This is a genomic window from Paenibacillus paludis, from assembly GCF_042610515.1.
In the GTDB taxonomy this organism is placed as follows: Bacteria; Bacillota; Bacilli; order Paenibacillales; family Paenibacillaceae; genus Paenibacillus_AQ.
Genome location: NZ_JBGJZP010000020.1, coordinates 87,067 through 113,545, shown reverse-complemented (window position 1 = coordinate 113,545; position 26,479 = coordinate 87,067). Strand labels below are relative to the sequence as shown.

The window sequence follows — 26,479 nt, the reverse complement described above, 5'->3', positions numbered from 1 at the left end:
CAGCTGAAACTTTATTGTCCTCTGGTAAAACTAACGATGAGAAAAGTATTGTGACGATTAACATCAACTTAAATATCCACTTCATTTTTTTTCGCAACCCGACTTCTCTCCTTTTAATAAGACCAATCCACTTCAGGAGCACGGTTGGCGACTTCAATCGTTCGCTCGATCAGCGGCTGCTTTAAAACATCCGTATACGAATCCGCAGATCTCCGGTCTGCTTCGGTCACAAATTCATCAATCGTGGGTTGGTCAAATTTCTCTATCACTGTAAGCTTCACTTCATATTTTCCGACCTGACTTAGCTGCAGGTTCAATTCGCTTTTGTTCTCGTTGCTGAAAATGACCCAGGCTTCATCTGCAAAATTACCATTATTGTTGGAATCATAGCGATACTCCCAGATTCGGCGGTCCAGAAAATCATAGTCCGGTGAAATGGACATGTCCCTTAAGCTCGCACTCGCCTTGTTACCCGCATCAGGGTCACGGTAAATTTTGCCCGGCACCGAAAGATAAACGGCTGGCGCCTCATCTGGAACAATCTCAAAGGTGATGCTGGTAGAATCCGAAAATCCCGCAGTATTGGTTACGGTTATCGTAGCTTTGTATTGCCCCGACTTTTTAAACAAAACATTTTTTTGCTTAAAGCCAGCTAATGTTCCGCTGTATTTGATCGCTTCATTCGTCCCTCCGGAAACCACGGAAAGTGTCAGTTGGGTCTTGGTCACATCAATCGGATAGTGCTCCGGGCTGGTGCTGGTGTCCGTGATGATCACCTTCCGGTTTTCCTTTCGTGTTCCTCCGATACGAAGAGAAGCCGTGGGTTTGGGCTGAACAACCTCAATTATGCCGGAAGTGGAGTTGAACAGGTCATCGTTATCCATGACTTGTAAAACGATTCTATGCTCCCCTAGCTCACTGATTGGATACCAGGTCTCCCCCTTGGAGCCAGTTATCACATCCTCTGCGCCTGCTAGATCCCAAAAGTAATCGACAACCCTTCCATCCGGATCATACGAACGTTCGCCCGAGGCTGTAAACTCAGATCCAGCCATAACTTTATCCGGAATACTCAGTATCGCTACAGGGGGCTTCAGGGCCGGCTTGACGGGTGGTGGAGGTGTAACGATAGGGCCGTCCTTTTTATAGACTTCCACGGTCGGTGTGAAGGTTTCCTGTAAGGAATTCACTGTTCCATTCTTCGTCACCACCGGCTTGGTGAATCGGACAACTACGGTCAAAGTGTACTTCTGTTCAACATTATCTTTGTTGATTCTGCTTTTAGGAATAATAAAATCGAACGGCCGTGAGCTCTTAAGTGTTTTGGAATATTCTTTTTTGGTCTGTAATGTACTATCGTTATCTTTTTCCTTGGCATAAAATACCCATTCGCTAATATTGGAAGTGTCCGTGTAAACAAGAAGCTCGCCACTCAGCAAAAGTTGCACCGCAACATCCTTGTTCTCAAATTTAGTTGGATTGGGATTCGGCTTTTGGATAATGGCTTCACCGACTAAGGTCGGTTCAGTCGGCTGAGCGTAGTCAAAGGTCACTTTGCCGTTGTAGCTGTAGGTTGTGAGTTTGGCGGTGGCGGTGTAGTAGTAATCGGCATATGCAAAATATTCTCGGCCCTGCACATGTCCAGTTACCGGAATTGTAGCTGTTCTAGTTATGTCTTCGAATTCGGAGTTCATACTTGGATCTGTGATTCTAGGATTTGGTGGTCGCGGTCCAATCAAGTAATTGGTTATAATTTTTTTATTTTTAAACTTAGCGTTACCACCCACAAGATAGGAGGGACCACCTGCCGGGTTAATGGATATGGAAGAGTTAATAACAAATTGGCCCTCTATTTCTTGTTTAGTTGAATCATACCATTTCATCCCTTCTACACTTTGATCGGATGCAGCGGAAATCATTAATTTGGGTGGATCTTGAGATGGTACAAATGAATCAGTAGCATTTTTATCATTATGTTCTAGAGCATCCTTGGCCTCGTTGTAATCACTAATCTGCCAACGTCGGCCATCCGAATAACGCCAAACAGCGTTCTTGACATTTGTTTTAAAATTATTTCCTATTCGATCTTGATAACCAGTAACTTCCATTGTTTTTGAATTAGCAACCCCTCTCATGGTTATCTTTATTTTTCCATTTTCAATGGCCGTCCCTATTACTTCATTCCCTCCACTATACTTTAGGCTGCTTGTTGAGATAGCAGATGCATTTACACCACTGGGCAAATCCAGCAAAAAGCTTTTTGCACTATTATTGTTCCCGACAAGTCCATTTAATTCCGGAATAGCAATATTACCTGATATCTTATCATTGTTTTGAGCAGCATTAACAATGTTTGGTATTACTAGAATAACTACAAGTACTATTAAGATTAATTTCTGCTTCATTGAGATACCAGCTCATTAACTACATATTTATCAACATACTGATTGTTATATCGAAGTCCAATTCTTAAAAAGTCGAACTTGCCTTTGTAATACAAAGCTTGGTAGGTAGTTAGAGATTCTCCAGGTTTGAGTGTGAAATTTCTAAGGGCCTCCTTACTGTTTGGAGTTGTTCTCATTACAGCAGACATCGCAGGATAGGCTTCTCCACCACTTTCGAAGAACAACCGCCATTTATAGAACATATCTTTAACACTGCGTTCGACCGTCTTTTTAGAATTATTGGCAATTGTGATTTTAGTCCATACAAAATATTCGGGATCACTAAGCACTTCAGCATGTGGAGCATACTGATACTTGTCACGTAGCGCGATCGCTGCCGTAGACTCATAGTCAAAAATCATCACCTTATGCAGCGTATAGCTAAGTCCCCCAGCCGTCACCGTTACTGGCAGCTCTAAATCTTTTTTCAGTCCATACTGGGACAGATTATCCATAACAGGTTTTGTTGTAGCCGTACTCGCTTCTGCATTAGCTACCCCCGTTCCCATAACCACAACCTGCCCCAACACCAAACTAAACAACATCGATCCTGCTAAAGCTGCTTTAATCATTGTCTTTTTCATTTTGAATTTCCCCTTATATTCATATTTAGTAATGCATCCATTAACAGGATCGATAATCATACCTGTGAGAGACCTGGATAAGACATCAATAGTCTTATTCAGGTTAAGCTGTAAAATGGCCTTCCCTATCCAACGAATCTATCATCTCAAAATGCATAGCAGCGGGTATTGTGGATCTGTTATCATACGCATCATTAATAACGTCACGAACGACGGGAAGAAGGATGGCGATTACGATCCTACACAGAGAAAACCGATCGCGATAACCAGTCCTGTTGAGATAACATCTTTTTCAAGGTTAACGTCTCCTCTAATGAACTTGGTTAGTTTCTCCTCAGCCTGTTCGTTAATCTTGTACTTACCGATTACGCTGTTGTCTCCGGATTTCTTGATTTATACCGCTTTTTGCGGTTGAAATCCGGAGACAAAGGCGGTCGCTATCGCTCTTACAGTTCCACCCTCCCACTGCTTTAGTCTCTAGCCAGTCCTTTAGTTCAACTGATATAGCAGATATCTTGTATCTGACAAAATCACTCATTCAGCTTATACTCCTGCACCGCCGGTACAATAATGGCCTCCTGAACTTTAGCTCTGGTGACCAGCACCGGATGTTTGGTCTCGATAACAGCGATGACCGAGGGGCCTTGTATGTATTTGGCGATGCCATGAGCGCTGTCTTCGTAAAGGAACGGAAAATTCACTCCGATCGATTCATCCACAATGTCGAACTTTACAATCTTCACCTGCGTCTGGAGCCTGCTGCCTGCCAGGGGGGAGAGGCCGCCATCCAGGCCCAGATTAATCTGAAGCGACTGCCGGAAGGTGGCGTATGCTTCAGCCGGGTCGATGATCAGACGGCCTTGTGCCCGTGCGGCTTCATTCAGTTGCTGTGATGCATCGTGGACCGCCATATTGTTGGCATCCTTCAGCATACTGCGCAGCATGTCCCACTCCTGATTCTGGATCTGAAAAAACCAGGAATAAATAAAAATCAGCAGAACAAAGGCCAGTTTAATAATATAATCCATAAATTAGATTCATCCCTTAATCAGTCAAGATACTCACTCATGATCGATCCATGGCCATAATAACGTGTCGGTTGAGACATGCCTGAGAAATTATAGGGAAACAGATTCATCCGCGGTGCGGTAACATACACATCAAGCCGCTGTTTGCGCTCCTGCACACTCGTCGTGCTGCTTGTGATTGCAATTGAAGCTTCAGGAAATCCAACTGCCTTCAGATTCGCAATGACCTCACTTCGCAACGAAGCCGTAACCATGCCTTCTGTTGCCGCTTTTTGCGTAATATAGGAGGTGTTGGCTTTGACCTGCAAATCCAGCAAATAATCGATGTACGTAAAGATCGGCTGCAGGATGATGAATAAGACAAGCCACATAAACAAAGCGCGGAGGACGGTTGCCTTCAAACTTTACGCCCCCTTTTAATACTGCTCCACTTGCTTGGTATGTGTAATGATATCGTCCTGGCTTCCGCCAATGATGTCTGTTGCTGCCGCAATAAAGATCCCCGCAATCACAAAACCGATAGCCAGAAACATAGCGACTGAAATGGAGTCTTTTTTCATATCCTCTTAACCCACTTGATGGAGTGAAATATCACCCAGAGCCATTTGCCCCGGCTGGGCAGGTTGAAGCATAGTTACACCGGGGATATCGGGTCTGTTATCATCCGCCTTAGAGACCACATCACGTACCAAAGGAACCAAAATGGCAATTACAATGGCAACACAGAGAAATCCGATAGCGATGAACAGTCCAGTAGAAATAGCGTCTTTTTTCATTGTTAATATCTCCCTTTTAATTGTATATTTTATAGTGATGCTTGAATATAACAAAAACCTCACTGAAACATCCCCACACCGTTAAAATTGCCCTTAATCAGCATGATGTACTGCATGGCCAGCGAGACGATCATCAGGAAAGTGGCAAGCGACGGGATCACGTTGATAATGGTGGAAACGTCGCCGATAAACGACCATTTTTTGAGATATTGATCGCTGGAGATTTTGGTGATGATCTTGCCTTGTTCCCGCAAATAGTTCGCCGCTTCCGTGTCATCATCCATCCCCTCCGTGGCCAGCAGGATTGAGCGGATATCGTTGATAAAAGCATGACCGTCTGGGAATTTACCGCAGAACCATTCGATTGCCCGCTCGTTCCCCTCATCGACTGCCCGTTCGGACAGCTCATATAAGTCCTGGCGGATGTATTGGAAATGGCTGGCCGTTCCTGCACAGAAGGCACCAAACTGCATGTACCCCCGCTTGCGCAGCCGGTTGTTCTCGTAGAGGCGGATGAAGGAGATCAGTTCACCGTCTTTTTGAATCAGTGCTTTCTGATGCAGCCAAGCGAGCAGCCAGCCGAAAGGCAGATAACGCAGCGGACTGGTGATGAGCAGAATCAGTAAAGCAATCAGCAAATCATAGATGGAAAAGGGAACTGCGCGGATGAAATCACCCGTCACCTGAACCGCTAAATAAATCAATGCCGCCGAATAACGAAACAGTGTGATTTTGCTTGCAGATATCGAGAGGCCGCTGCCATACAGTAATTGCTGCAGCCGCTCATTTTGCACACGTTCCCCCAGCGCCTTCCACTTCACACCTAACCGGTGAACATATCGTTCCTGCCTGCTGCTGCTGCTCACAAAGACCAACAGCGAGAGATATACAACACCAAATATTGAGATTAATAGCAATAATCTATCCATAGTTCATCACCTTAGTGGTAGTCCAGTTTGGGTCTGGCGAGAATGGTACTAATGATGAAAGAAATAAAAAGTCCAGAGATAATGATTGTCAGAAAAATAATGCCGACTGAAGTTTCAAACTGCAGCTTAAAATAAACATCAGGCTTCAGCATGTAAATAAAAGTTCCGACAGAGGATACGAGCACTATCAGGTTGCCGTACAGCCCCAGGCTGATTGCATCCCTGCTCCCGGCTTTTACCGTCAGAATCGTCTCCCGCTGCTGCTCCATGGACCGATTCAGCATCATGAGCGAGCTTTTTAAATAACGGGTGCCTTCCTTCTCGCAATACAGCAGGTCCGACACGAATTCTACAGCGAAGGTTGTCCCGATCGCCCCGGAGAATCTGGCCGCTTCCTCATTCAGCTCACTTTCATTACTGTAATTAGCGAACGCCGCGCCCAGTAACCGTAGGGGGGTCTTCAGCACATTATCTTCAGTCAGGAAATCAGATGTTCTGGACAAAATAGCATCTACCGATAAATGCGTGAATTTGGTAGCAATTTTGATAACATCGAGCAAATCGTAGCTTCCGCGCACTTTTCTCTGGGCATAGGTGTATCTCATCCGCAAATAGGGAACGCTCGCTGAGATTGCTGCCACAAATAACGGAAGGCGCCAAGCACCTTTAACCGGCAGCCGTTCATTGAAGCTGATCCCCTCCAAAAAAGGATTGCTGAAGCTCATCTGTCCCGGCAGCTCTTTTAACGTCAACAAACCGGACAAGAAAACCGCTGTGAACAGAAAGAACGTCCGCATGGAGAAACGCAAGACACTGAGGCCAGGCTCATATTTCCGGTGTGAGAAATACAGCAGATCATCCAGATGCCGGTACAGCCACATTCTTTTTTTGATCCCGCTGACCTTTTTGCCGAAAAGACTGACCCTAAGGTTCATCCGATAGTCTATTTTTTGTCCGAACTCCCGCAAATGCCGATCCACAAGCGGCTTCAGCAATAGCCAGATGCCCCAGACAACCAGCACATGAAGAGCAAAGCGGATTATATAAAAGATTAGTTCCACACTCTCCGCCCCCTCATTCGTTTAACACAATCCTCGATTTCAGGCTTTCCTTCAGCGGTCCTTCCATCGGTTTCATAGCGGCCAGATGCCCCAGCTCATGGAGAAGCAGACGTGTTGCCTGCGGATTTTTCTTTTTCATCTTGGTCATCAGGGCTGTTGTCAGCTTGTCATTATAGCTCCAGGCGGATTTCTCATCCTCCCAGCGCATCAGATCATTGGCAAACACCGAATTGCTGCCTTCTTCATAAAAAACCTCGGAAATCCGCGCCAGCCGCTTTTTCCCGTCCGGAACGCTTTCCAGAATGAACACCAGCTCACAGGACTTCAGCGCGGAGATCAGATGTCCCTTCAGACTGCCTCCGATCCGTGTGGACACGGCAAAAGCGCCCTGATAAGGAATATCCTCCGAATCCACCGTATGAAAGGTTCCCGTGATGCCGTCATAGCCCTTTTCCCCGCTCCACAGGTAAAACTCCCATTCGTTATAGCGCATCTCCGTCATATAGAGGATATTGGGATCATGCCGCAGCGACTCTACCCCGACTTCCATCAGCTCTTCGTTGGCAGCCTGGATCGGAATGATCCGGTGACCTTTAATCTGATACGGCAAAATCGACTCCGGATGTTTCTCGATCATCACCACTCCCATGCAGGAGGTGGAACCGAGCAGCTGCTCCCCGACAATCGTGTTGGCAAAAGTGGTTTTGCCCGAACCCACTGCCCCGGCAATAATCGTGTTGCGGAACGTGCCCGCTAACGCCCGGATCAGTTCAATTGCTTCGGCAGGAATACATTCCGTACCGGCCTGATCCTCCAGATCCAGAAACTCCACAACCTGGCGGCGCAGCGAGATGGTCGTAAAACCGTCCCACACCCTTGGCGACACCCAGATCGCGAGCCGGATGAACCGTCCGGGCCAGAGCGGATCATCCATTTTGAACTCTACCGAAGGATTGTCCTTGTTCAGCTTTTTGTTGGGATCACTTTTCAGCAGGGAGCGCTTCAGCTGCTCGACCCGGTCAAGCGAAGGCATTTCATACGGATAAGGCACAAATTTCCCACGATGGTTATAAAAAATTTGCTTCCCGATCATCTGCAGCCCGGTAGATTCGCTGTAAGCCCGGTCCGTGAACCAGCGGTAGGCTGGCCCAAAGCCCTTCCATTCGTGAAAAAGCGCCTCTGCCGCGGTCCGGTATGCCTCCGGCAGCTTGCCGGTGAACGGTGTTTTGCGCAAGTATTTCTCGATCTCGTTCATAAAAAAGCTAACCGCCTGCGGATCACCGATCAGCGCCTTTCCATTCAGTTCAAAATAGCTGTCATCCTCCCGCTCCAGTCCGGCGTTCATATCGTTTTTCATCTTTTGCAGAAAAGCGTAAAAGTCCTCCTTGCCCGGCTTGCTGGTGCGAAGCAGACTCTGCTTCAGCGAGAAGGGCCGATGGGAGTCCAGATAACTGTGCCGGTTATTCGGTTCAAGACCGGACGGACTATTGTCCCCCGCATACGGACGAGGGTACAGGTTACCTTGCAGCTTCCTGTGATCTTGCTTCTGGCCCGGCTTCTGTTCTGCTTGCCACATCTCTTCCCGGTATTCGATCATTGAAAAATCCCTCTCTTTCGGGCTTCCTGCGCCAGTCCAAGACTAACCAACAGGGAGTGGACCTTGTCGTCTACCTGCTGAAGCTCCTTTTTGCCAAGCGGCAGTGATTCCAGAAAAGGCTGATAATACGGCAGCTCAAGCAAAATCTCACTGCCGAACCGCAACGCCAGATTCTTAGGCGAGGTCAGCTCTTCGACATTGCTGCGGTTTATAATCCACTGGAAGTCCTGCGGATAGAGGTCCATGTGTCCGGCCAGTTCCATCAGGGGCTGAAGACGATATTCGTGTTTGGGATGGGTTACGATCATCCGGAGCACTGATTTCTGCATTCCTATGTACCACGCGGCACTTTCAGGAATGGAGCCAAAATCGGCAACGACCAGGTCAGCGTTCGCCTTAGCTTCCGCGAGCAAATATTCGATCTCCTCCTCCTGATAATCCTGTGCGCTTAAGTAATCGAAGTTGCCCGGTAAATAGCTATATCCATCCTGCTTAACCAACCCTGCGAAATCCTCGGGGTGGAGCATCTTGCCGGTAATACGCGGCCGCAGCCTGTCCAGACTTACGGCCGTTTTGGGATCATAGCCTGGATCATACAAATCCAAACCGAGCAAAATCACACGCAGTCCTGCTGCCGCAATCCTTCTGGCGAATAGCTTGGCCACACTTGTACAGCCAATGCCCGGACCGGATCCGAAAAAGCCGACCAGATTTCCGCGCTCCTCGTGTTCCTCCTCCAGAATGTAGCGCAGCTTCTCCACCACCGCCGATGATGTTGAGCGGGGCGGAATGAAGAATATGCCAAGGCTCTCACACAGCATATGTATAGACTGATAGCCGCGGACTCCCTTTTGCAGATACATATATAAAATAGTTGAACCCGGGTATCCTTGGCGAAGTCCGCTTAAGGCTGTAACAGGTACCTGCTCGCTTGTTACCATCAGCATGTGTCCTTCGGCATGTTGGACTTCGGGCAATACACTTTGTGTGATGACGGTGAACCCGGCAAGCTTGATTTCGTTAATGGTTAGCTGATCCATACCGAGACTGAAAATTTTCAAGACTGCCTTCCTCCTTTCTACTCAACTCGTACAATCCATAGCTTCTTGCCTTGCTCCAAATATTGTCCCAGCAGCTCACCGTCGCTTTTCTTCAGCTTCAGTTCCGGCGCTGCAACCTTGCCCGTGGAAGTAAAGCGGTTGTTAATGTTGCCGTTCTCTGTATCCAGCACATCATTGTTATCCTCTGTACGGACATAGTTTACAGTGACACCGCTGAGGAAAACCTGACGGGCAGGCTCAGCCGGCTGGGTGGCCTCATTTGCTGAGTTGCTTGCCGATGAATCAGGCATGATTCCTGTAGAGTACGCCGGACCTCCGGATACATTGGCAGCAGTAGGAGGGGCTGCTTCGGATTTATCCGGCGGATCCCCTTCCACCAGATAGATATCCACCTTGTCTCTGCTGCGGAGCGATCCGTTGATTGCAAAGATGGCTTCCTTCGGAATAGGGAAAATCCCCTCATCCTGCTGCGGCTCCAAATCACTGACATCGACCAGCGATTCCGTCAGGATACTGCCGTTCATCAAATTCACATTAGTTATCTTGTGTTCCACCTGGCTGACTTCCGTAATGACCCCTGAGGGAATATCCTTGGTCTGGACAGAATCCAGGTAGAGATCTCCCACTTTCAGCTCATAATTTTTAGGTAAAAAACCGCCCTCAGCCACCTTCACCTTAACTACTGTCTGCGACAGCACATACGGCTTGAAATAGAGATCATAGCCAAGCAGACCGCCGAAACCAATGATCAGTATAAGAAAGGCGAAGAAATAATTTCGTTTTAACAGATGTCCCCGCTGTGATCCCAAGCGATTTACCTCCTTTGAAATACGGTCATTTGCGCATGACAAAATGCACTTTGGCATACGTAGCCAAAATGCTGGTAAAATGCTTTTTTACCTGATTGAGAATAAGAAGATTATTAGATTAAACATATGAGGTAGCAAATCTAGAGGCAACTGCGGGATAAAGTATCCCGGCTGGAGAAAGGATTCCGGTAAAAGCCAGGCCAATACTGCCGTCAATGACACTAGCAATACAGTTGGTATTCCCATTGGGACAGGCTTGGCAGCGATATTACACTCTGGCTTTCACCGGATGAATTCAATTAGTTAAATACTACTGTCTTATTGTGATGAACAAGGATTCTATCCTCAATATGCCATTTGACCGCACGGGCCAGAACAACCCGCTCAATGGTGCGTCCAATACGTTTCAGTTCATTCACATCATCGCTATGGCTGACCCGCTGCACATCCTGCTCGATAATCGGACCTCCGTCAAGCTCTTCGGTCACATAGTGGGCAGTAGCGCCGATGATCTTCACCCCACGCTGATAGGCCTGGGCATAGGGTTTGCCACCCACAAATGCCGGCAGGAAGGAATGGTGGATATTGATGATCCGGTGCCGGTAATGCTCAATAAATGAAGGAGAGATAATCTGCATGTAGCGGGCCAGAATGATGACGTCAATATCATCACCGATGACTTCCAGCTGGCGTTTCTCTGCTTGCATCTTGGTATCCGCCGTAACCGGAATATGATGGAACGGAATACCGAAAGATTCAACGTACGACTGCATATCGGTATGGTTGCTGACAACAAGCGCAATATCGGCATCCAGATCGCCTGCCTGCCACTGCCAGAGCAGTTCTACCAGACAATGATCTTCTTTGGAGACGAAAATCGCCAGTTTCTTCTTATGGCTTACATTGAAAATTTGCCAGTCCATCTTGAACCGCTCGGCGACCCCTCCGAAGATGGACCGTACCTCTTCCAGACGTTCTTCCAGCTTTGGCAAGTCAAACTCCACTCTCATAAAGAACATTCCGCCATCAGGGTCCATTGTATATTGATCGGATTGCACGATATTAGCTCCGTGCTGGTATAGAAAATGCGATACAGCCGCAACAATCCCAGGTCCGTCGGGACAAGAAATGAGCATGCGCGCCCGGTTCGGGTATTGTCCGCCTGATGAATGATCTCTTTTCACATGTAATTCCATAATCCCCTGTCCATCCTCTCATCTACTTGCGCAATCTGTAGTTTAGCTTAAGCGTTCACGAGAACTTGTCTGCCGGCCAGCCAGGCGATCAAACGCTGATTGATGGCTTCCTCGCTAAGCTGCGGGAACAATCCGGCAGAAGCGATATTATCATATAAACGTTCCAGCGGTTCACGCGGATCAGCCTTTTTGGCTTTGGCATCATTCTTCAGCAGCTCCCACACATCAAGCACATACTTGCGGGAATCCAGCTCCTGCTTGGCAAAGAAAGCATGCAGCTCTTCTACCTCCTGCAGGAATTCTGCTCCGAACCGTTCAGCCACATTGCCGCGCAGCAGAGCAATCTCCACCTCGTACATCGGGCGAAGTGTCTTGGCGTCCTTCCCGATCCAAGGGGTCTCCAGAATGAACGGCAAACCTGCCAGAGCTTCATGGTGAACCACATTGTTGATCGTTTCGAAGCCAATCCAGCCAGACCCAATCGGGGTATGGCGGTCTTTTCCCGCTCCGCGCGGATTTTTGCTGTCGTTAATGTGGACTACGCCAAGCCGTTTCAGGCCAATCACCTCATCGAACTTCCGCAGTACACCATCAAGATCGCCAACGATATCGTATCCGGCATCATGAATGTGACAGGTATCCAGACAAATGGACAGCCGCTCATTATGTACGACCTTGTCAATGATCGAGGCAATCTCCTCGAAGCTGCGGCCGATCTCTGTTCCTTTGCCGGCCATCGTCTCAAGAGCAATGTGTACTTCTGTCTCGTTCGTACCGCCAAGCACCTCGTTCAGGCCATCGGCAATACGCTGAATTCCGTACTCGGCATCCTTGTCGGTATACGCTCCGGGATGTAATACAATGTGCTTGACCTCAAGTGCATGGGTACGGCGGATTTCTTCCTGCAGGAAATCAACCGCCAATTGATAGGTGTTTTCCTTGTAGGAGCCCAAATTAATAATATATGGAGCGTGAACGACGATTTCCTCGACTCCGTTAGTCTGCATAGCGAGCTTCCCTTCAGCAGGGTACATCGCTTCGATCGGCTTACGGCGTGTATTCTGCGGAGCTCCCGTATATATCATAAACGAGCTTGAACCGTACTCATTTGCTTCATTGGCCGCGCTCAGGAGACCCTTGTCCGCGCAGGACACATGTGAACCTATTTTCAGCATGCCATTTCCCTCTTTCCTTCACGAATTAACCCTTATTCTACCGTGATCGGGAAAATAAATCTAGGCAAGCTCCCGCGGACGTCTTTCGCTTCGCAAAACTGTGGAAATACGCTATACTTTAGAAGAGATTAAGGATTGTGACAATCATCATTGTCAAAGGCGGTGTATACATGTCTTTTAAATCAGACTTGAGCTTATTATCCGCAATACCAAGCAATTGGTTTATGAACTCTATCGCATTCTGGACTTTTCTGCTGCTGGGCTGCATGTGCATCGGCGGCTATTTCATGTTCCGCAAGTTTTTGAAGGTGCTGCCCAAAGCCGACGGCAAGTCCAAGCTGGACTGGCAGAATTACTGGGTGGAGCGCAGCCGTCCGCTATGGAGCAACGAGACGAAGGCTTTCCTGGATCAGCTTGTGCAGCCGGTGCCCGGACCTTTCCGCGATATTGCCAAACATTCCATAGCTGCAGAGATCGGTAAAATCGCGGTAGAGAGCAATGCTCCGGCAGTCACCCGCGAGCACTGCATCAAAGGCTACATTGTCGCCACCCCGCGGCGTGATAACCGGTTTCTTATCACCTTCCTTGAAAAGAACGGCATCGACTACTCACCTTACCGGCATTTAATCAAGTAACAATCCGCTTATCTCCTGCTGTAGATATACCACTAACGTCTCTTCAGGACGTCCTGAAACGGAGATTGCCATATGAAATACGTAATTTGCGGCGGCAGCGGCTTTATCGGAAGAGAGCTTACAGAATACTGGCTGCAGGCCGGACATCAAATCATCATCGTCGGACGCAAGCTGCCCAAAACCCAAATGATACATCCGGGACTCAGTTACCTTACCTGGGACAGCCTTTCAGAGAATCCGGGTTCTGCTGAAGGTGCAGATGCACTGGTCAATCTGGCCGGAGCTTCGCTCAGCCAGCGCTGGAGTCCAGGCGGAAAGAAAGTTATTATGGAGTCCCGCCTTGAAACCGTTGCCGCAGCCGCCAAGCTGCTGAATATGCTGCAGCATAAGCCCCCGGTAGTGATCCAGTCCTCCGCTGTTGCCATTTACGGAACATCGCTGGCCGATACTTTTAACGAAGCCTCACCGGCCCATGTAATGGACTTTCCGTCTGAGGTTGTCAAGACCTGGGAAGCAGCTGCAGATGAAGCTTATACAGGGGTTAGGCTGGTGAAACTGCGGACCGGGGTTGTGCTCGGCAACGAGAGCGGAGCATTTCCCAAAATGAAGCTGCCCTATGCTCTGGGCTTCGGCGGCAGAATGGGCAGCGGCAAGCAGTGGCTGTCCTGGATTCACCTTGCCGATATGTCCCGGCTGATCGATTTCTGCATCCAGACTCCCGGAATAGAAGGCCCTGTCAACGCGACTGCCCCGAATCCCGTTACAAATGAGGCTTTCGGCAAAATGATCGGCAAAGTATATCATCGTCCGCATTGGTTCCCGCTTCCCGCGTTTCTATTAAAAGCAGCAGTAGGTGAACTGTCGGAAATTTTGCTGGAAGGCCAGCGCGTACTCCCTGCCAAAGCCATTCAGCATGGTTTCACGTTTACTTATCCGACCTTGCAGCCGGCTCTGGAACAGCTGAAATCAGAATAGTGTATAGATCTGCTATCAGCCCGCTTCTCCAAGGTTAGAGCGAATGAAACGTATAAGACCCTTTTATAATGGTAAAAACAGATCCTTCGTTCAGCGGGTACTCCTTATAAGGAATCATGGCTTCTCCCTGATAAAGGGTTCCGTTCCTGGAGTCCAGATCCTTCAGGATGTACCCCTCAGCACTCTTGGAGATTTCAGCATGCACTCTCGATGCGCCTTCTGATTTCTCTACATACTGGGCTACCTCCGGCGAGCGGCCGATAATGAAGCTGGCGCGGTTCAGTTCAATGATTTCTGCGGGTCCGCTTTCATCCTCACCGCATCTTTCCAGATAAGGAGAGGCAGATAGCGGCTTTACCTCCGGCCTCATCTCTGAAAGATTCTCCCGGGAGAGCAGCGCCGTCGCGGCTACAGCCACCGGCGGCTTAATCATGCTGCGCCCCTCCATCTCCACTTCAGTTCTTTGTATGCCCGCAGGAACACGAGCATTTGCAGCTGCAGACGGCTGCGGATTAGCTCTGACAGGAGCTTCAGTACGGACTGGAGTTACCGGATTTCTGCCAAAATCCCATTCCAGTTCCCGCTTGGACCTCCAGCTTTTGTCCGCAGCATCTACTTCGCCCTCTTTCTCCTCCTCTGGTTTGCTCCCTCCGAGCACAAGCCTTTCACTCCAGACCATCCAGCAGAATCCACCCAATACTAACGTTGCTACTGCGCAAACTGCCAGCCACAACGGCTTGGGACTATTTAAATAGAGGAACTTCCATAACAACGCGCCGGCCAAAACACCGCCGAGTACAACATAGGTTCTGTTAGCAGAGGACTGGGAAGAAAGACGATGCTCACTGCCCGCTTTATCCGGCTTTGTCTCCTCCTCCTCGTCCTTCCGCTTAAGTTTTGGCAAGTCATTGTTCCATGGAGGCTCATACTGCTGGGTATTGTCTGCAGGTTGTGCATTCTCGGTTACCCCATATACCGAACGCCTTGGCAGAGCGGACAGTTTACCTGCTTCACGTGCACTTGCCTTCTCCTGAATATGTCTCTCTGCACCCGGCGGCACTGCTGCCTGAGATATTTGGATTTCTGGCGGCAGCTCTGTATTATTCACAGGTCTAATCACCGTCAGCAGCTCCGAGAGCAAATCCCTTAAGCCTGCAGGAGTAAAATCCTCTCCTCCACAATATTGCAGCAGTCTCTGCACACCGCTTCCGGCAAGCTCTGTTACCGAAGCCATCATCACCATAATCAAAGACCTCAGACATTCTCCCGGCTTCGTGGTTACTGCAGGCTGCTGCAAAGGAATGCAGGTCAAGTAGACTCTTCCTCCGTTCAGCGGACCTTCTACAAAAATGTAATCCTCATGCAGCGCATATTGCTCCGCCCGCAGCATGTACAGCCGGCCTTCCTCCATTCCCTGGGCAATTTGCAGCAGCAGCCCGAAAAAATCGTTCATGCTGAGCCTGTCGCTTTTCAGCAAATGGCTGAGCATTTTGCGGCGGGACAGGGAATATTCCAAGGTCACCTGCAAATCAATTTCTCTGAGCAGCAGCCGCAGGTGATACGGAATGCCGCTGTTCATCAGCATCCGGGCCTGAACCATATTAAGCTCGCCCGCAGACAATCCATCCGGCTTGCCGAGCAGCATAGAGATACCGTCCTGCTGCACAAAATCGCGGCTCAATCCGAACATCAAGCTTCACCTCCAATCTATAAGTAGAGATATGTACAAATGAACCCTGGAACTACAGCCAGCATAAAGGGAAACCTGAGCATTTCCTTGCCGTTCCCAGCCCTTAATATTTTTGGATTACGCAGCAGCAGAAATCCGGCAGTCCTGCTGACAATACTACGAATCCTCCTTCCTGCCTCCCGTCTGCACAAGACAATCATCCAGCCGATTACAGCACCGAATAAGATAGAATACATCATGACCTGCAGCGTGAACAGCACGCCCGTCCATGCACCTATTCCTGCAAAAAGCTTAACATCTCCAGCTCCGACAGCGCCCATAACATACAGGATCAGCAGCAATGTAAATCCAACCCCCGCACCGCAGGCAGCAAACAGCAATCTGTGCCAGCCGTTCATTATGCCTTGCACAAGGAGGCCTGTCGTCAATGCAGAGACTGAAATCCAGTTCGGTATTCTCATCCACCGGATATCGGTTATTAACGCCGCCGTTAGAAACGGCAGACAACCCCAAAATGCCCATTCCGTCATACATAACATCCTTCTTCCGCCATGTTCATTTCACAACCGTAAATGCCGCCTCTAGGAATGTACCATCATCCAGACGGACTACAAAAGGCCAGGAACCCGGTGTTGTATTCACACCGATTTTCCATTCCCATTCGATATAACCGCCTTCATCAGCTTGCTTCCAGCCCAGATATTTGGCCGTGCTCTGGCCGCTTTTATAAAATATCGACAAGTTTGCCGAAGCATTTGGCGGAACTTTAACCCGGATCTTGCCCTGGTGATTTGCCACCCCCGGATTCGGCTTCGCCAGGACTACAATGGAATGCTGCTCTTCTCCGGCACCGCCGTCTCCATCTGCCCCTGTTTCTCCGGTATCGCCAATCCACAGCCGCTCCACCGCACTTGCCTCCAGTACGATGCTCCGGTTCAGAAAGGGGACCTTCATCGGCAGCTCGTAGCTGACAACGAGACCAAAATAAGGTCGTGTGCCTTTCTTCAGCTCCGGAATAATGGCATTGGAGACATGAATCCGTTCATAATCCAGCCAGTCAGATGAGAGATAAGGCTTCATTATTGGCTTCAGCGCAAGATCCAGCACCGACTGCGACGCCTCCGCCTGAAGCTCCTGAAGCGGGCCTTCACCCCGCTGTATCGCAGCGTTGACCCACTCGTTCAAGGGCTCAGGAAGGTCTGCGGCGAAGCTTTCACCCCATTGCTCAAGCGACAGGCGCGGGATACTCCAAGTCCCGGATGATAACGGGGACGTGCCTCCTGCTGCGCCAGCATTGATTTGCGCAGCGGCATCAGCTTCCCTTCCTATGCTTCCACCAGTGCTTCCTGCTGCAGCCGGCTGACCTGCCGTTCCGCTATCTGCTCCTTGTTCTTCCCCCCACTTCTGCGCAGCCAGTGCCGCCGGATACATGTGGGCCGATATCACCTTGACCGTATCAGAAGCTGTGCTCTGCAAGGCTGTAGAGTACAAGGTCATCTGCACGATAAAAATCAGGAACAGGACAAACAGCAAAAACATGGGGAGAACCATAGCCGCCTCAACAACCATACTGCCTTCATCCCGCTGTCTGGTTAGGCTCTGCCATTGCTTCATTCTGCAACCTCCCGCTAATATGAAAAATCAGCCTTTACCCCTCTGTAATACAATCTGCCCTTAACATCCCCGGGAAGACCGGCGCTGTAGTCCACCAGCTTGACTACGCCCGGCAAAAACCAAAGCGGCATCGCCATTTTAATCTCCGCCGAGGCATAGGTGAATTTCTCGGCCGGATTTATTCCGGTGTTCAGCCGGATCAAAGCGAGCATGCGGGAGAGCTGCACATCGCCCCCTCCATGCAGAAGCATGAACAACCGCAAATAATCACGGTAGGACAGCTTTGCAGGCATGTATTTGGACAGCGGGATTTCCCCTGTCCTGCATAGCAGCAGCATATCCTGAACAGCCTGCTCGATTCCGTACAGCAGCGCTGCAGCTAGAATCGCCAGCGGATTGCCGAGACGCGAACTTTCAATAAAGCCCTCCATAGTACGGATGGCTAGCCGCAGCGCAAAGATTTCACCGTACGCTGCCGCTACATTACCCGCAGGGTTATGGAAGCCGTAGAGAATATATTCAAGCTCCTGGGCATGGGGATCAAGCTGGTCCGCAAGCGGCAGTGCGGCGTCACCTGCGGAGCCGGAAACTACCGGAGTCAACTTTGAAAGATCGAAATGCGGAAAATACATTGCAGAATATTCTGTTCGGAACAGCCGGTCTCTGGCACCCTCCATAATGCTGCCCATTGCGGCATAAATATCGTCTGTCTTTGCCATTGAAGAACTTCCGGCTGCATAAGGATCCGATGTGTTCTGCGAATTCGAGGCTTCCTGGTCCGATCCACTGTTCAGCTGAATGTTGTCCTGATAATATTGGCTCAGCGTCTGATAACGTTCCCTCGCTGCTCCGGCGCTGTCGCCAAGCTGACGAATCTGATCCAACAGCTTCATCGCATCGTTCAGCTTGGCTTTTGCCTGCCGTTCGATTTGCTTGCGCTCTCTGTCCGAAGTTCGGTGGGCTTCAATCTTCCCGGCTTCAGCAGCAATGATATCTCCATGTTCACCATAGTGCTGGAGGTAACTGGTGACGGCCTGTAAAGCGTTCAAAACTGCCATATTCATGCTGCCAAAATCCGCATCCAGCCCCGTGGCTCCATTCAATGCGCCCGGCAATCCGGAAGCTGCCTGCTCCGCTGTCTGAGAGGCAGTTTCCTGAACATTTAAGTCATACTCCATGGCGCTGATCTCTGCCGGTGCGAGAATAAGCGAATCCTCCTGCTCCCGCATTTTTTTTAGCGGCTCTGCACTCAGTTCACCGGCACTTCCCGGTATGTCCCAATTCCGCGCACTATCTTCGGCACTCCCCGCCCCGTTAGTTCTGGACTGTTCAAGTATGTACCTCATCTCTTCATTCAGCTCCCTGACTCTTTGCAGCGCATTCCCGGCATCAGCGATAAGACGGGTATGCTCCGTACGAAAAAGAGTCAGTGCTGACGGAATCCTCGGAAGAAACTCCGTAGTTTGTCTTAAATACTCGCTGATCTGACTGCTGTATCTGGAATATTCATCCTCTTCACGGTAAAAATCCGCATAGTATTTACCGACATAATCGTCATACATCGCTGCAATGTCAACCGCAGAAGTGATCTCCCCCAGAAAACGGTACTCAATATGGTCTCCCGGCGGATTCATAATCAGTTCTTGAAGGGATCTTACGCTTTCCGCAGCCTGCTTTCGCCGCTCCATCATAAGATCCAGTGCAGCCTCGCGTTCATCATACAAGGGCTGCAGCTTGCCGAATAATTTGGTTGAGCGTGAAGCCTCACCCATAGCCGCCGAGAGCGGCTTAAACTTTCCGGCCAGCTCCAGGGCAAAATCGATCGGTGCTTTATACTTCATCTCCTCAGCAATCTGCCTTTGAAAAACATCGTAGCTTCCAAGAGGGCGACTCCAATTCAAGACCGAAGAATCCAGGCCTAAGGGCAATAAATTAAAAGCATCCACCCGCCCGCTCTCGTATAGATTGTCGTTCAGCACCCCGGACAGCAGCTGATTGCCGTCACTGCCGCCAAAGGCGAACAGGCCATAGCTCTCGCGCAGCTGAATATCATAAGAAGACATTACCGAACGGACTGCGGCTCTCGCCAAACGTTCCTGCTGCACATTAACGGCGGCAATCCGTGCATAATCTATCAGCACAGCGGTGAACAGGAACACGAAGGCCAGTATCATAATCAGGAAAATAGAAACCGATCCCTCTGTTCCTTTCTTTCGCCACGAATTGAACGCTTTTCTTGGACTGCAGGCCGTACCCTTTCTACTCCTCATCCGCGCCCCTCCCTTGGCCTCTTTTGGGTTCCGAACTCCACAAACCGGATCAGCGCAGCTTCTTCAGCATCTGGGACGCGTCTTTCTTTTCCATGCTTGTTCCGGTATTGCCACTCTCCGTGCCTCCCTTGAACTTCGCACCATAATAACGCATCAGATCTACTGTTCGGATAAACTCAACAGGCTCAGAAACAACGGACTGGGCTTTCACTTGAGGGTTGGCCTCGTCCGCCAGCATCTCATCCAGCACGGGCAGATTCAGCATTTGCTTCAATTCCGCACTGATCTTCCGGCCGGTTAAACTGTAGGTATAATTCATCTGGCCACTTAAATTTGCCGGAACTATGCCGGAAGATTGCTGAAGCTTAATTACAGGCAAGGTACCAGTACCCTCGGCAGCATTCGGCAGTGTAACAGAAGCCCCGCCGTTCCCGGCGCTAAGCCCGAATAAAGAAGCTAGCATTCCATCCTCGCCGATCCGCCAATACAGCGAGTCATACTCGCCAATAACAAATGATCCTTCCGTCTCTTTATGGCTGTTGTCCCAATTGTAGGCCGCACGTTCAGTCGCAGCGGAAGCGACCTGCAGCAGCATCGACTTCTGGTAACTGTACAGGCAGAAGAATAGCAGCAGCATCGTAATACACATGATGATAGGCAGCAAAAGTGAAGCTTCGATAGTAAAGCTGCCTTCGTCATCCTCCAGTTTCATGATTCGAATACTTCCTGGCTCTTGCTTCCTGCAGTGCTGATCAAGTCTTCTACCACTTTGACAATCTCCTTGCGGAACACCAAAACTACAGCGATCAGTACAGCGATAATCAGGATCATCTCCAGCGTGCCCAGCCCTTCCTCGTCCTTCCACAAGTTCTTAGCGCCTTCTGTTATGAATGTCATCATTCGTCTCATCCTCCTACATTTTCATCATCATAAATGCCGGTGTACCCACCAGAATGATTACAATTAAAAAGATAACCACCATCGGGAACACCAGCTTCGAAGAAGCCTGCTCCCCCCGCGTCCGGCTGATCGCCTTCCGCTTCTCCCAGAGCATCCGCGAAAGATCGCGCAGCGACAAGACAAAGTCGGCTCCGCCTCTGCGGTAATTCAGCAGCACCGTGGTTGTAAATAGCGATACCTCCTGTACGGCGCAGCGTTTGCTGAAATTCTCAAACGCCTGCTGAAAGGAGTAGCCGCTCTCCCACTCCCCAGTCATAATCGACAGCTCTTTATAGAGCGGATGGCTGTAATCTCCCTTCCGGCTCTCCACGCAGCGGATAATCGCCCGCTGCACATTCTCCCCTGCGCCGACCAGCAGGACAATGCTGTTCAGCAGCTCGGGCAGCTCCAGCATAATATTCTGCTCCCGCAGCCTTACCTTCTTGTGCAGATCACTGACCAGTGCAACGGGTAGAATAACTGCCAGACCAGTCCCCAGGAGAATTCCCGCCTTCTCGCCGCTGAACAGGGTCAGCGCGCTTCCACCGATAAGCAGCAGCCAGCTGTAGCTGAACATTTCACCCATAAAGAGCAGCGTCCGTTCTGCGCTGTAGCGCATGCCGTAACTGCGCTGCAAGGATCGCTGAATTCGGAACATCACCGAAGGAATATGACTGCCTATTCCCCACCGCTCAATCAGCAGCAGGAAGGGCTCGCCCAATCCGCGCAGCCGCAGTCCATCCATAGGCAAACTGCGAAGCCCGGAATAATGGCTGCCGCATTTCAGGCGCAGGAATATCCATCCCAGCCCTAACATCAGAACGGCCGAACCGCACAGCCAAATCATTCTTTCACCTCCTTCACAGCGGGATATCCATAATCTTGGAGGTCCAGAGATAACACAGAAACAGCCCGCCCAGCGCCAGTGTGGAAATTGCAATTCCGGCACCTGTATACATTGGCTGCATATAATCTCCGGCGGTCAGGCTCATGAACAGCACCATGGCAAGCGGGGAAGCCAGCAGCGCCTTCGCCTCGAATTTCTTCTGGGCGATGCTGACGGCAATGTCCTGCTGGATATCCAGCTTCTCCCCGATGATTGTGGAGGTGCGGCGCACAATCTCCACAAGGTCGCCCCCTGTCCGCTTGCAGACAGAGAATACATCAGCGAACCGTTCCACATCCTCCATGCCTGCCCGTCTGCTGAAATCCTGCAGCGCTTCTTCCACAGGCTGTCCATACTCCATCCGGGCACATATAATATTCAGCTCAAAGATCATATCGCTGCCCCCTTCCGGGTCAAGCATCCGCAGATCCTGCACGGCCTCGCGAAATGCATTCTCTACGGAACGTCCGGCGGACAGCGAAGAAGAGAGCGAAAATAAGGTTTGCTTGAATTGCAGGTTAAGCGCAGACCGGCGGCGCTGCCGCAGGTAATCACGCAACAGCCGCGGTGCATAAGCTCCCCCTGGCACAAGCAGCAAAGACAGCAACAGGTTATGGTAGAACAGGTACCCGATGCCGAACAGCAGGAGCCCGCCTGCCAGCATAGCCAGCATTCTAGACAAAGGCGTCAATACATAGACGGTATAATCTGGCAGCTGCGGACTGCCCCCGGTTTCAGCCTCCGCAGATGTCCCTCCCTTCTCTGCGGAGGACCCCCTCCGCTTGCCCGGCGAAGAGACCGGCTTCTTCCCCAAATGAATCAGAAGACCACCTCCTTCTCAGTTCCCCTACTGTATTGCGATAATGGATAACGCTGTACCCCGGCCATCTTCAGCTTGCTGGAATGCAGCAGAGGATTCCCGCAAGGAACCAGGCCCCCCTCCACTCTGCCCTCACGTTCCCCCGTTTCTTGAAACGCATATAACGGATTCAGCGCCACCTCCCCATCCCGCAGTCCGATGACCTCAGAGATTTCCATCACCCTCCGCGAGCGGTCCCGCAGCCTGGAGAGATGGACAAAGATATCAATCGCAGAGCCGATTTGCTGGCGGACCACTGATACCGGCAAATCAGCTGCACTGAGCACCATCGTCTCCAGACGGCTGACCATATCCTGTGCGCTGTTGGAATGTCCAGTTGAGAGCGAACCAGAGTGGCCCGTGTTCATAGCCTGCAGCATATCCAGACACTCGGCCCCCCGCACCTCGCCGACCACGATACGGTTCGGGCGCATCCGTAGGGAGGAGCGGATCAGGTCGCGGATCGTGATTTCCCCGCGGCCTTCTGTATTGGCGTTGCGGGTCTCCAGCGAGACCAGATTCGGCACGGTGACAATCTGCAGCTCAGCGGAGTCCTCAATCGTGATCACCCGCTCCTGCGGCGGAATAAATTGAGACAAAGCATTCAGAAAGGTGGTCTTGCCGGAGCCTGTGCCGCCGCTTATAAAGATGTTGTATCCGGCAGCTACCAGAATCTGCAGCAACTCCGCCGATTCTCCGCTCAGCGCCCCACGATACACCAGCTCGCTCATCGACATCGGCGTTTCCGGAAATTTGCGGATCGTCATCGCCGGACCCTTCAAGGCCACTGGCGGCAGTACGATATTGACGCGGGAACCATCCTTCAGCCGCGCATCCACAATCGGGGTGGAATCGTTAACCACCCGGTTCACACCGGAAACTACGGTCTGGATAATATCCTCCAGTCTGCTCCTGGATTCGAAAGCCAGCGGCAGGCGGCGGATCTGCCCTTCCTCTTCAATAAATATCTCCTCATGACTGTTGATCATAATCTCGGTGATATTCGGGTTATCCACCAGCGGCTGCAGCACATCCAGCCCCCGGAAGGAATCGAACAGCTTTTTGACCAGTTCATGCTTTTCCTGGGCAGTTAAATAACGCAGACTGTCCATCTCCAGAATGGTTCGTTCAATATAGCTGTTAAGCTCACGGTTTCCGACAGCCGAAGTGACATCAAGCCCTGCGCGTATGTCGCTGCGCAGCTTCCTGAACATGGCTTCATTCATGTAAACCCCCGGTGAATACCCGCGGCAGCGCCGGCTCAATGATACCGGTGCAGAGCTGCTGCACCCCAGCCGTAAACTGCGGAGAATTCAAGCAGAGCTCCACATGATGCTGAAGTGCCCAGGAAGGGATAAAAGGAAGCGCACCATCTATTCTGATTTCTTCCCGGCCTGGCCGGCCCGCGGCTGAATCCCCGGCAAAATTCATCACAAACCTGCTCTTGCCCGGCACCTCCGGCGGCAGACCGGAATGCGGATCTCCGCAATGCTCCAGCCACCTGAGCGTCTTATACATACTTGCCTCGTCACTCTTCAGCGCCCATAGCAGAATGCCGCACCGTTGCAGTACTGCCTGGGCCCGCTCTTCCTCAATGCTGCCTGTATCTACAATCACAACATCATAGCCAGCATCGCCGGCCAGCAGCTCCAATAAATCCAGCGTATCCTGCCGGGTCATCTGCAGCATTTCCTTGAAATTACCGATCGGTCTGAAGGCGTCACAGCGGAGGCTGTCATGTCTTACGGCGTATCTCCCGAGTTCAGGCTTGCCTGCATTCCCCTTGCTTCCTTCGCTGCCGCTTGCCTTGAGCTCATACAACAGAAGTTCCAGGCCGGAAGCATTACCCGGAGGCATCCGCAGGAACAACCCGCTGCTGTCCACACTTTCCAGGTTCAGATAAAATACAGACAGCCCGATCCCGCCAAGCTGCTTGGCCAAATTGAGCGCAATCGTTGTTTTGCCGCTGCTGCCACTGGCTGAAACTATCCCGAGCAGCAGCGTCTCCTCCTTGGCAGCCGAAGCTGTCCTCATGCGTTTCACATTGCCTATCCGGAGGATGGACTCCAGAAGCGAGGGCAGCGACTGATATTTCTCAATCACCATACCCCCGGCCAGACTCCCCGCATTGCTGCCGGAATACTTCCCGGCCTCGCTTAGAACACCCCAAGGAACTGTATTTCTGCCTTCCACCAGCCAGGCCTCAACGAAAATAGGATCGCCTACAACGGCGTCCGGCAGCTCTTCTCCCTTCATGAATTCCATAAAAGTATCCAGCCGGCTGAAAGCTGTGATCCGCAGCATCTCCCCATACTCACTACGATGCAGGTAATGCAGCAACGGCTCAATGTATTGACTCTCACGAACTGCCAGTACGATCCTCGCCGCCATGAAATCACTCTCCTTCCTGTAATACGTACCTTTAAAAAAGACAACAAAAAAGACAGCAAAAAAAGCACCGCCAATAACCGTGGTATACGGTCATTGAACGGTGCTTCCGTTACTATCCTTTAATTTACAGCTATAGTAGCATATATGCAGTAGAGCGGCAATATCTTTTTTACGAATACCTCTTCTGTACTCCAAATCCTGAGCCCGCACCATATCCTGAGTTGGATATTTACCTCATTATTCCACTGCCCTATACTGTTAGTCAGTCAGCTTTCAGCACGGCCAGATTACAACTAAAGGAGATCATTCAACATGAAATTAGTGCCCAGTTTACTCGCAGCCCTCGTCTTATCCGGATCCATCAGCTTGTCAGCAGCCGCAGCAACCAAACCTATCACTGTACTCGTTGACCAGCAGAAGCTTAATTTGACCACCACCGCCCCGATTCAGGAGGGCAATTCCGTGCTCATCCCTATGCGGCCCATTTTTGAAAAGCTCGGCATGAAGCTGGTCTGGGATGCCAAGAGTAACACGATCACAGCCACCAAGGAAGGTCTCAGCATCAAGCTGCAGACCGGAAGCAAAAAAGCAACTATAAACGGAACCGTTAAACAGCTGGCCTCCGCACCCAAAATAATTGACAAAGTCACTTATGTTCCCCTGCGCTTTGTAAGCGAAGCCACCGGAAACAGTGTGGAGTGGAAAGCAGCTTCCAGAACTGTTGCAATTACAAGCAAGGAGAATACCGCTGATGTCAAGGGAATCTCCGCATTATTTGATAAATATGTGACGTATTCCAATACAGAGAACTATGACGGGTTCATGAACCTTATTGATCCGGAATCCCCACTGGCAGGGATCGGCCCAGGAATCAAAGAGCAGTACGAAATCTTTGATGCCAAAACTACCGTCCTCCAGATGGAAATTATTGATTCCAAAGGGAATGAAGCAACCGTACACACGATTGAAACCTCCGAGAAAGTAAACGGTCCCTTCATGCTGGATAGCCAAGCAGAGTATGTATACTCCCTCACCAGAAAAGCCGGCGGTTCTGCTTGGCAAATCAGCGGTATCCAAATCGCTGCGCTACAGTACATTCTTCCGGCAGATGTGCTGGAGGCTAAGGTCAATGTACCCAAAACGGATGAAGATCAAATTAAAGCTGTGGTTCAGGCCAATGTGGATTACTCCAACAAAGAGGATCTGGATGGGGCATTATCCACCATTGACGAAACTTCCCCTGCATACGAGCAAAGCAAAGAACTTTATATGCAAATGTTTAAAGCCTATGATTTAGCCATTACGCTTGACTCTTCTAAAATTATTGATTATACCGGGGATACTGCTGCGGTATACACAGTGCAGACGTCCAAGAAAGTAAAAGGTCCGGAGTTTCAGGACAGCCGGGCCGTATCGGTCAATATACTGAAAAAATCGGCAGACGGCAAATGGAAGCTTACGCAAACCTATATCCTCACGACGACAGCTCTTAATCAATAAATCCTCTTTTCCCAAACCGAATAGGGGTTTAAGCCAGCCCAAAAAGCAGCAAGGTGACAT

General features: G+C 50.3%; 26 protein-coding genes. 3 read left to right on the top strand and 23 right to left on the bottom strand.

All coding sequences use genetic code 11. From position 1 onward, the window contains the following. Positions 1-113: 113 nt before the first annotated feature. The 13 genes from ACAN56_RS28345 to ACAN56_RS28285 form a co-directional block, all read right to left on the bottom strand. Positions 114-2,405 (bottom strand): hypothetical protein, encoded by a 2,292-nt coding sequence (locus ACAN56_RS28345; RefSeq protein ID WP_379147039.1) that lies wholly within the window; start codon positions 2,403-2,405, stop codon positions 114-116. Continuing rightward, positions 2,402-3,028 (bottom strand): hypothetical protein, encoded by a 627-nt coding sequence (locus ACAN56_RS28340; RefSeq protein WP_379147037.1) that lies wholly within the window; start codon positions 3,026-3,028, stop codon positions 2,402-2,404. The genes ACAN56_RS28345 and ACAN56_RS28340 overlap by 4 nt, the downstream gene beginning before the upstream one ends. 530 nt (positions 3,029-3,558) lie before the next feature. Beyond that, a complete protein-coding gene (locus ACAN56_RS28335; RefSeq protein WP_340894335.1) occupies positions 3,559-4,056 on the bottom strand; it encodes a hypothetical protein in 498 nt (165 codons plus the stop codon). A 20-nt stretch (positions 4,057-4,076) separates the two neighbouring features. Beyond that, complete coding sequence (locus ACAN56_RS28330; protein ID WP_038587089.1) at positions 4,077-4,457, bottom strand: hypothetical protein; 381 nt, start codon at positions 4,455-4,457, stop codon at positions 4,077-4,079. 15 nt (positions 4,458-4,472) lie between these two features. After that, entirely contained in the window at positions 4,473-4,616 is a 144-nt protein-coding gene (locus tag ACAN56_RS28325; protein ID WP_156130821.1) for a hypothetical protein, read from the bottom strand. A 6-nt stretch (positions 4,617-4,622) separates the two neighbouring features. Beyond that, positions 4,623-4,832, bottom strand: a complete 210-nt coding sequence (locus ACAN56_RS28320) for a hypothetical protein (RefSeq protein ID WP_038587086.1) — start codon at positions 4,830-4,832, stop codon at positions 4,623-4,625. A 59-nt stretch (positions 4,833-4,891) separates the two neighbouring features. Continuing rightward, the gene (locus ACAN56_RS28315) at positions 4,892-5,761 is read right to left on the bottom strand and encodes a hypothetical protein (RefSeq protein WP_379147034.1); all 870 of its coding nucleotides are present in this window, start codon (positions 5,759-5,761) and stop codon (positions 4,892-4,894) included. An 11-nt stretch (positions 5,762-5,772) separates the two neighbouring features. Next, positions 5,773-6,822 (bottom strand): hypothetical protein, encoded by a 1,050-nt coding sequence (locus tag ACAN56_RS28310; RefSeq protein WP_379147032.1) that lies wholly within the window; start codon positions 6,820-6,822, stop codon positions 5,773-5,775. A 13-nt stretch (positions 6,823-6,835) separates the two neighbouring features. Further along, positions 6,836-8,419, bottom strand: coding sequence for an ATPase, T2SS/T4P/T4SS family (locus tag ACAN56_RS28305; protein WP_379147030.1), 1,584 nt, complete (start codon positions 8,417-8,419; stop codon positions 6,836-6,838). Continuing rightward, positions 8,416-9,480, bottom strand: coding sequence for a CpaE/TadZ family protein (locus ACAN56_RS28300; protein ID WP_379147028.1), 1,065 nt, complete (start codon positions 9,478-9,480; stop codon positions 8,416-8,418). The genes ACAN56_RS28305 and ACAN56_RS28300 overlap by 4 nt, the downstream gene beginning before the upstream one ends. A 17-nt stretch (positions 9,481-9,497) precedes the next feature. After that, positions 9,498-10,289, bottom strand: coding sequence for a hypothetical protein (locus ACAN56_RS28295; RefSeq protein ID WP_379147026.1), 792 nt, complete (start codon positions 10,287-10,289; stop codon positions 9,498-9,500). Positions 10,290-10,588: 299 nt separating this feature from the next. Beyond that, a complete protein-coding gene (gene purU / locus ACAN56_RS28290; RefSeq protein WP_038587070.1) occupies positions 10,589-11,485 on the bottom strand; it encodes a formyltetrahydrofolate deformylase in 897 nt (298 codons plus the stop codon). A gap of 47 nt (positions 11,486-11,532) precedes the next feature. Beyond that, a complete protein-coding gene (locus ACAN56_RS28285; RefSeq protein WP_038587067.1) occupies positions 11,533-12,660 on the bottom strand; it encodes a deoxyribonuclease IV in 1,128 nt (375 codons plus the stop codon). A 170-nt stretch (positions 12,661-12,830) separates the two neighbouring features. Here ACAN56_RS28285 and ACAN56_RS28280 point away from each other — a divergent pair, with 170 nt between their 5' ends. Both ACAN56_RS28280 and ACAN56_RS28275 read left to right on the top strand, forming a co-directional pair. After that, complete coding sequence (locus ACAN56_RS28280) at positions 12,831-13,295, top strand: DUF2621 domain-containing protein (protein ID WP_379147023.1); 465 nt, start codon at positions 12,831-12,833, stop codon at positions 13,293-13,295. Positions 13,296-13,367: 72 nt separating this feature from the next. Beyond that, positions 13,368-14,270, top strand: coding sequence for a TIGR01777 family oxidoreductase (locus ACAN56_RS28275; RefSeq protein WP_379147021.1), 903 nt, complete (start codon positions 13,368-13,370; stop codon positions 14,268-14,270). 34 nt (positions 14,271-14,304) lie between these two features. On the opposite strand, the gene ACAN56_RS28270 is transcribed toward ACAN56_RS28275, so the two are convergent. The 10 genes from ACAN56_RS28270 to ACAN56_RS28225 all read right to left on the bottom strand — a co-directional run bounded on the left by ACAN56_RS28270 (position 14,305) and on the right by ACAN56_RS28225 (position 24,919). Next, positions 14,305-15,960, bottom strand: coding sequence for a DUF6382 and FHA domain-containing protein (locus tag ACAN56_RS28270; protein ID WP_379147019.1), 1,656 nt, complete (start codon positions 15,958-15,960; stop codon positions 14,305-14,307). Between the two features lie 17 nt (positions 15,961-15,977). Beyond that, positions 15,978-16,490 carry an A24 family peptidase gene (locus tag ACAN56_RS28265; RefSeq protein ID WP_379147017.1) on the bottom strand — a complete coding sequence of 171 codons (513 nt, stop codon included), beginning with the start codon at positions 16,488-16,490 and terminating at the stop codon, positions 15,978-15,980. Between the two features lie 25 nt (positions 16,491-16,515). After that, on the bottom strand, positions 16,516-17,574 hold the full coding sequence (locus tag ACAN56_RS28260) for a TadE/TadG family type IV pilus assembly protein (protein WP_379147015.1): 1,059 nt from the start codon (positions 17,572-17,574) through the stop codon (positions 16,516-16,518). 14 nt (positions 17,575-17,588) lie between these two features. Then, a complete protein-coding gene (locus ACAN56_RS28255; RefSeq protein WP_379147014.1) occupies positions 17,589-19,844 on the bottom strand; it encodes a hypothetical protein in 2,256 nt (751 codons plus the stop codon). A 49-nt stretch (positions 19,845-19,893) separates the two neighbouring features. After that, complete coding sequence (locus tag ACAN56_RS28250; protein ID WP_379147013.1) at positions 19,894-20,556, bottom strand: TadE/TadG family type IV pilus assembly protein; 663 nt, start codon at positions 20,554-20,556, stop codon at positions 19,894-19,896. Next, entirely contained in the window at positions 20,553-20,744 is a 192-nt protein-coding gene (locus tag ACAN56_RS28245) for a Flp1 family type IVb pilin (protein ID WP_038587051.1), read from the bottom strand. Before ACAN56_RS28245 ends, ACAN56_RS28250 begins: the two co-directional genes overlap by 4 nt. 13 nt (positions 20,745-20,757) lie before the next feature. Then, complete coding sequence (locus tag ACAN56_RS28240; protein ID WP_340894351.1) at positions 20,758-21,630, bottom strand: type II secretion system F family protein; 873 nt, start codon at positions 21,628-21,630, stop codon at positions 20,758-20,760. A 13-nt stretch (positions 21,631-21,643) separates the two neighbouring features. Further along, the gene (locus ACAN56_RS28235) at positions 21,644-22,384 is read right to left on the bottom strand and encodes a type II secretion system F family protein (protein WP_340899594.1); all 741 of its coding nucleotides are present in this window, start codon (positions 22,382-22,384) and stop codon (positions 21,644-21,646) included. 104 nt (positions 22,385-22,488) lie between these two features. Continuing rightward, the gene (locus ACAN56_RS28230; protein ID WP_379147010.1) at positions 22,489-23,754 is read right to left on the bottom strand and encodes a TadA family conjugal transfer-associated ATPase; all 1,266 of its coding nucleotides are present in this window, start codon (positions 23,752-23,754) and stop codon (positions 22,489-22,491) included. After that, positions 23,747-24,919, bottom strand: coding sequence for a P-loop NTPase family protein (locus tag ACAN56_RS28225; RefSeq protein WP_379147008.1), 1,173 nt, complete (start codon positions 24,917-24,919; stop codon positions 23,747-23,749). The genes ACAN56_RS28230 and ACAN56_RS28225 overlap by 8 nt, the downstream gene beginning before the upstream one ends. Before the next feature lie 312 nt (positions 24,920-25,231). Here ACAN56_RS28225 and ACAN56_RS28220 point away from each other — a divergent pair, with 312 nt between their 5' ends. Then, a complete protein-coding gene (locus tag ACAN56_RS28220; protein WP_379147006.1) occupies positions 25,232-26,419 on the top strand; it encodes a stalk domain-containing protein in 1,188 nt (395 codons plus the stop codon). Positions 26,420-26,479: the final 60 nt, after the last annotated feature.

What these genes read in the sequence shown, in the direction of transcription:
- ACAN56_RS28250 (WP_379147013.1), bottom strand. Translation starts at nt 20,556, where the DNA reads ATGAAACTGGAGGATGACGAAGGCAGCTTTACTATCGAAGCTTCACTT.
- ACAN56_RS28325 (WP_156130821.1), bottom strand. Translation starts at nt 4,616, where the DNA reads ATGAAAAAAGACTCCATTTCAGTCGCTATGTTTCTGGCTATCGGTTTT.
- ACAN56_RS28340 (WP_379147037.1), bottom strand. Translation starts at nt 3,028, where the DNA reads ATGAAAAAGACAATGATTAAAGCAGCTTTAGCAGGATCGATGTTGTTT.
- ACAN56_RS28230 (WP_379147010.1), bottom strand. Translation starts at nt 23,754, where the DNA reads ATGAATGAAGCCATGTTCAGGAAGCTGCGCAGCGACATACGCGCAGGG.
- ACAN56_RS28335 (WP_340894335.1), bottom strand. Translation starts at nt 4,056, where the DNA reads ATGGATTATATTATTAAACTGGCCTTTGTTCTGCTGATTTTTATTTAT.
- ACAN56_RS28345 (WP_379147039.1), bottom strand. Translation starts at nt 2,405, where the DNA reads ATGAAGCAGAAATTAATCTTAATAGTACTTGTAGTTATTCTAGTAATA.
- ACAN56_RS28285 (WP_038587067.1), bottom strand. Translation starts at nt 12,660, where the DNA reads ATGCTGAAAATAGGTTCACATGTGTCCTGCGCGGACAAGGGTCTCCTG.
- ACAN56_RS28280 (WP_379147023.1), top strand. Translation starts at nt 12,831, where the DNA reads ATGTCTTTTAAATCAGACTTGAGCTTATTATCCGCAATACCAAGCAAT.
- ACAN56_RS28265 (WP_379147017.1), bottom strand. Translation starts at nt 16,490, where the DNA reads ATGACGGAATGGGCATTTTGGGGTTGTCTGCCGTTTCTAACGGCGGCG.
- ACAN56_RS28255 (WP_379147014.1), bottom strand. Translation starts at nt 19,844, where the DNA reads ATGAGGAGTAGAAAGGGTACGGCCTGCAGTCCAAGAAAAGCGTTCAAT.
- ACAN56_RS28245 (WP_038587051.1), bottom strand. Translation starts at nt 20,744, where the DNA reads ATGATGACATTCATAACAGAAGGCGCTAAGAACTTGTGGAAGGACGAG.
- ACAN56_RS28240 (WP_340894351.1), bottom strand. Translation starts at nt 21,630, where the DNA reads ATGATTTGGCTGTGCGGTTCGGCCGTTCTGATGTTAGGGCTGGGATGG.
- ACAN56_RS28315 (WP_379147034.1), bottom strand. Translation starts at nt 5,761, where the DNA reads ATGGATAGATTATTGCTATTAATCTCAATATTTGGTGTTGTATATCTC.
- purU (WP_038587070.1), bottom strand. Translation starts at nt 11,485, where the DNA reads ATGGAATTACATGTGAAAAGAGATCATTCATCAGGCGGACAATACCCG.
- ACAN56_RS28270 (WP_379147019.1), bottom strand. Translation starts at nt 15,960, where the DNA reads ATGTTCGGATTGAGCCGCGATTTTGTGCAGCAGGACGGTATCTCTATG.
- ACAN56_RS28275 (WP_379147021.1), top strand. Translation starts at nt 13,368, where the DNA reads ATGAAATACGTAATTTGCGGCGGCAGCGGCTTTATCGGAAGAGAGCTT.
- ACAN56_RS28305 (WP_379147030.1), bottom strand. Translation starts at nt 8,419, where the DNA reads ATGATCGAATACCGGGAAGAGATGTGGCAAGCAGAACAGAAGCCGGGC.
- ACAN56_RS28320 (WP_038587086.1), bottom strand. Translation starts at nt 4,832, where the DNA reads ATGAAAAAAGACGCTATTTCTACTGGACTGTTCATCGCTATCGGATTT.
- ACAN56_RS28260 (WP_379147015.1), bottom strand. Translation starts at nt 17,574, where the DNA reads ATGAAGCAATGGCAGAGCCTAACCAGACAGCGGGATGAAGGCAGTATG.
- ACAN56_RS28220 (WP_379147006.1), top strand. Translation starts at nt 25,232, where the DNA reads ATGAAATTAGTGCCCAGTTTACTCGCAGCCCTCGTCTTATCCGGATCC.
- ACAN56_RS28225 (WP_379147008.1), bottom strand. Translation starts at nt 24,919, where the DNA reads ATGGCGGCGAGGATCGTACTGGCAGTTCGTGAGAGTCAATACATTGAG.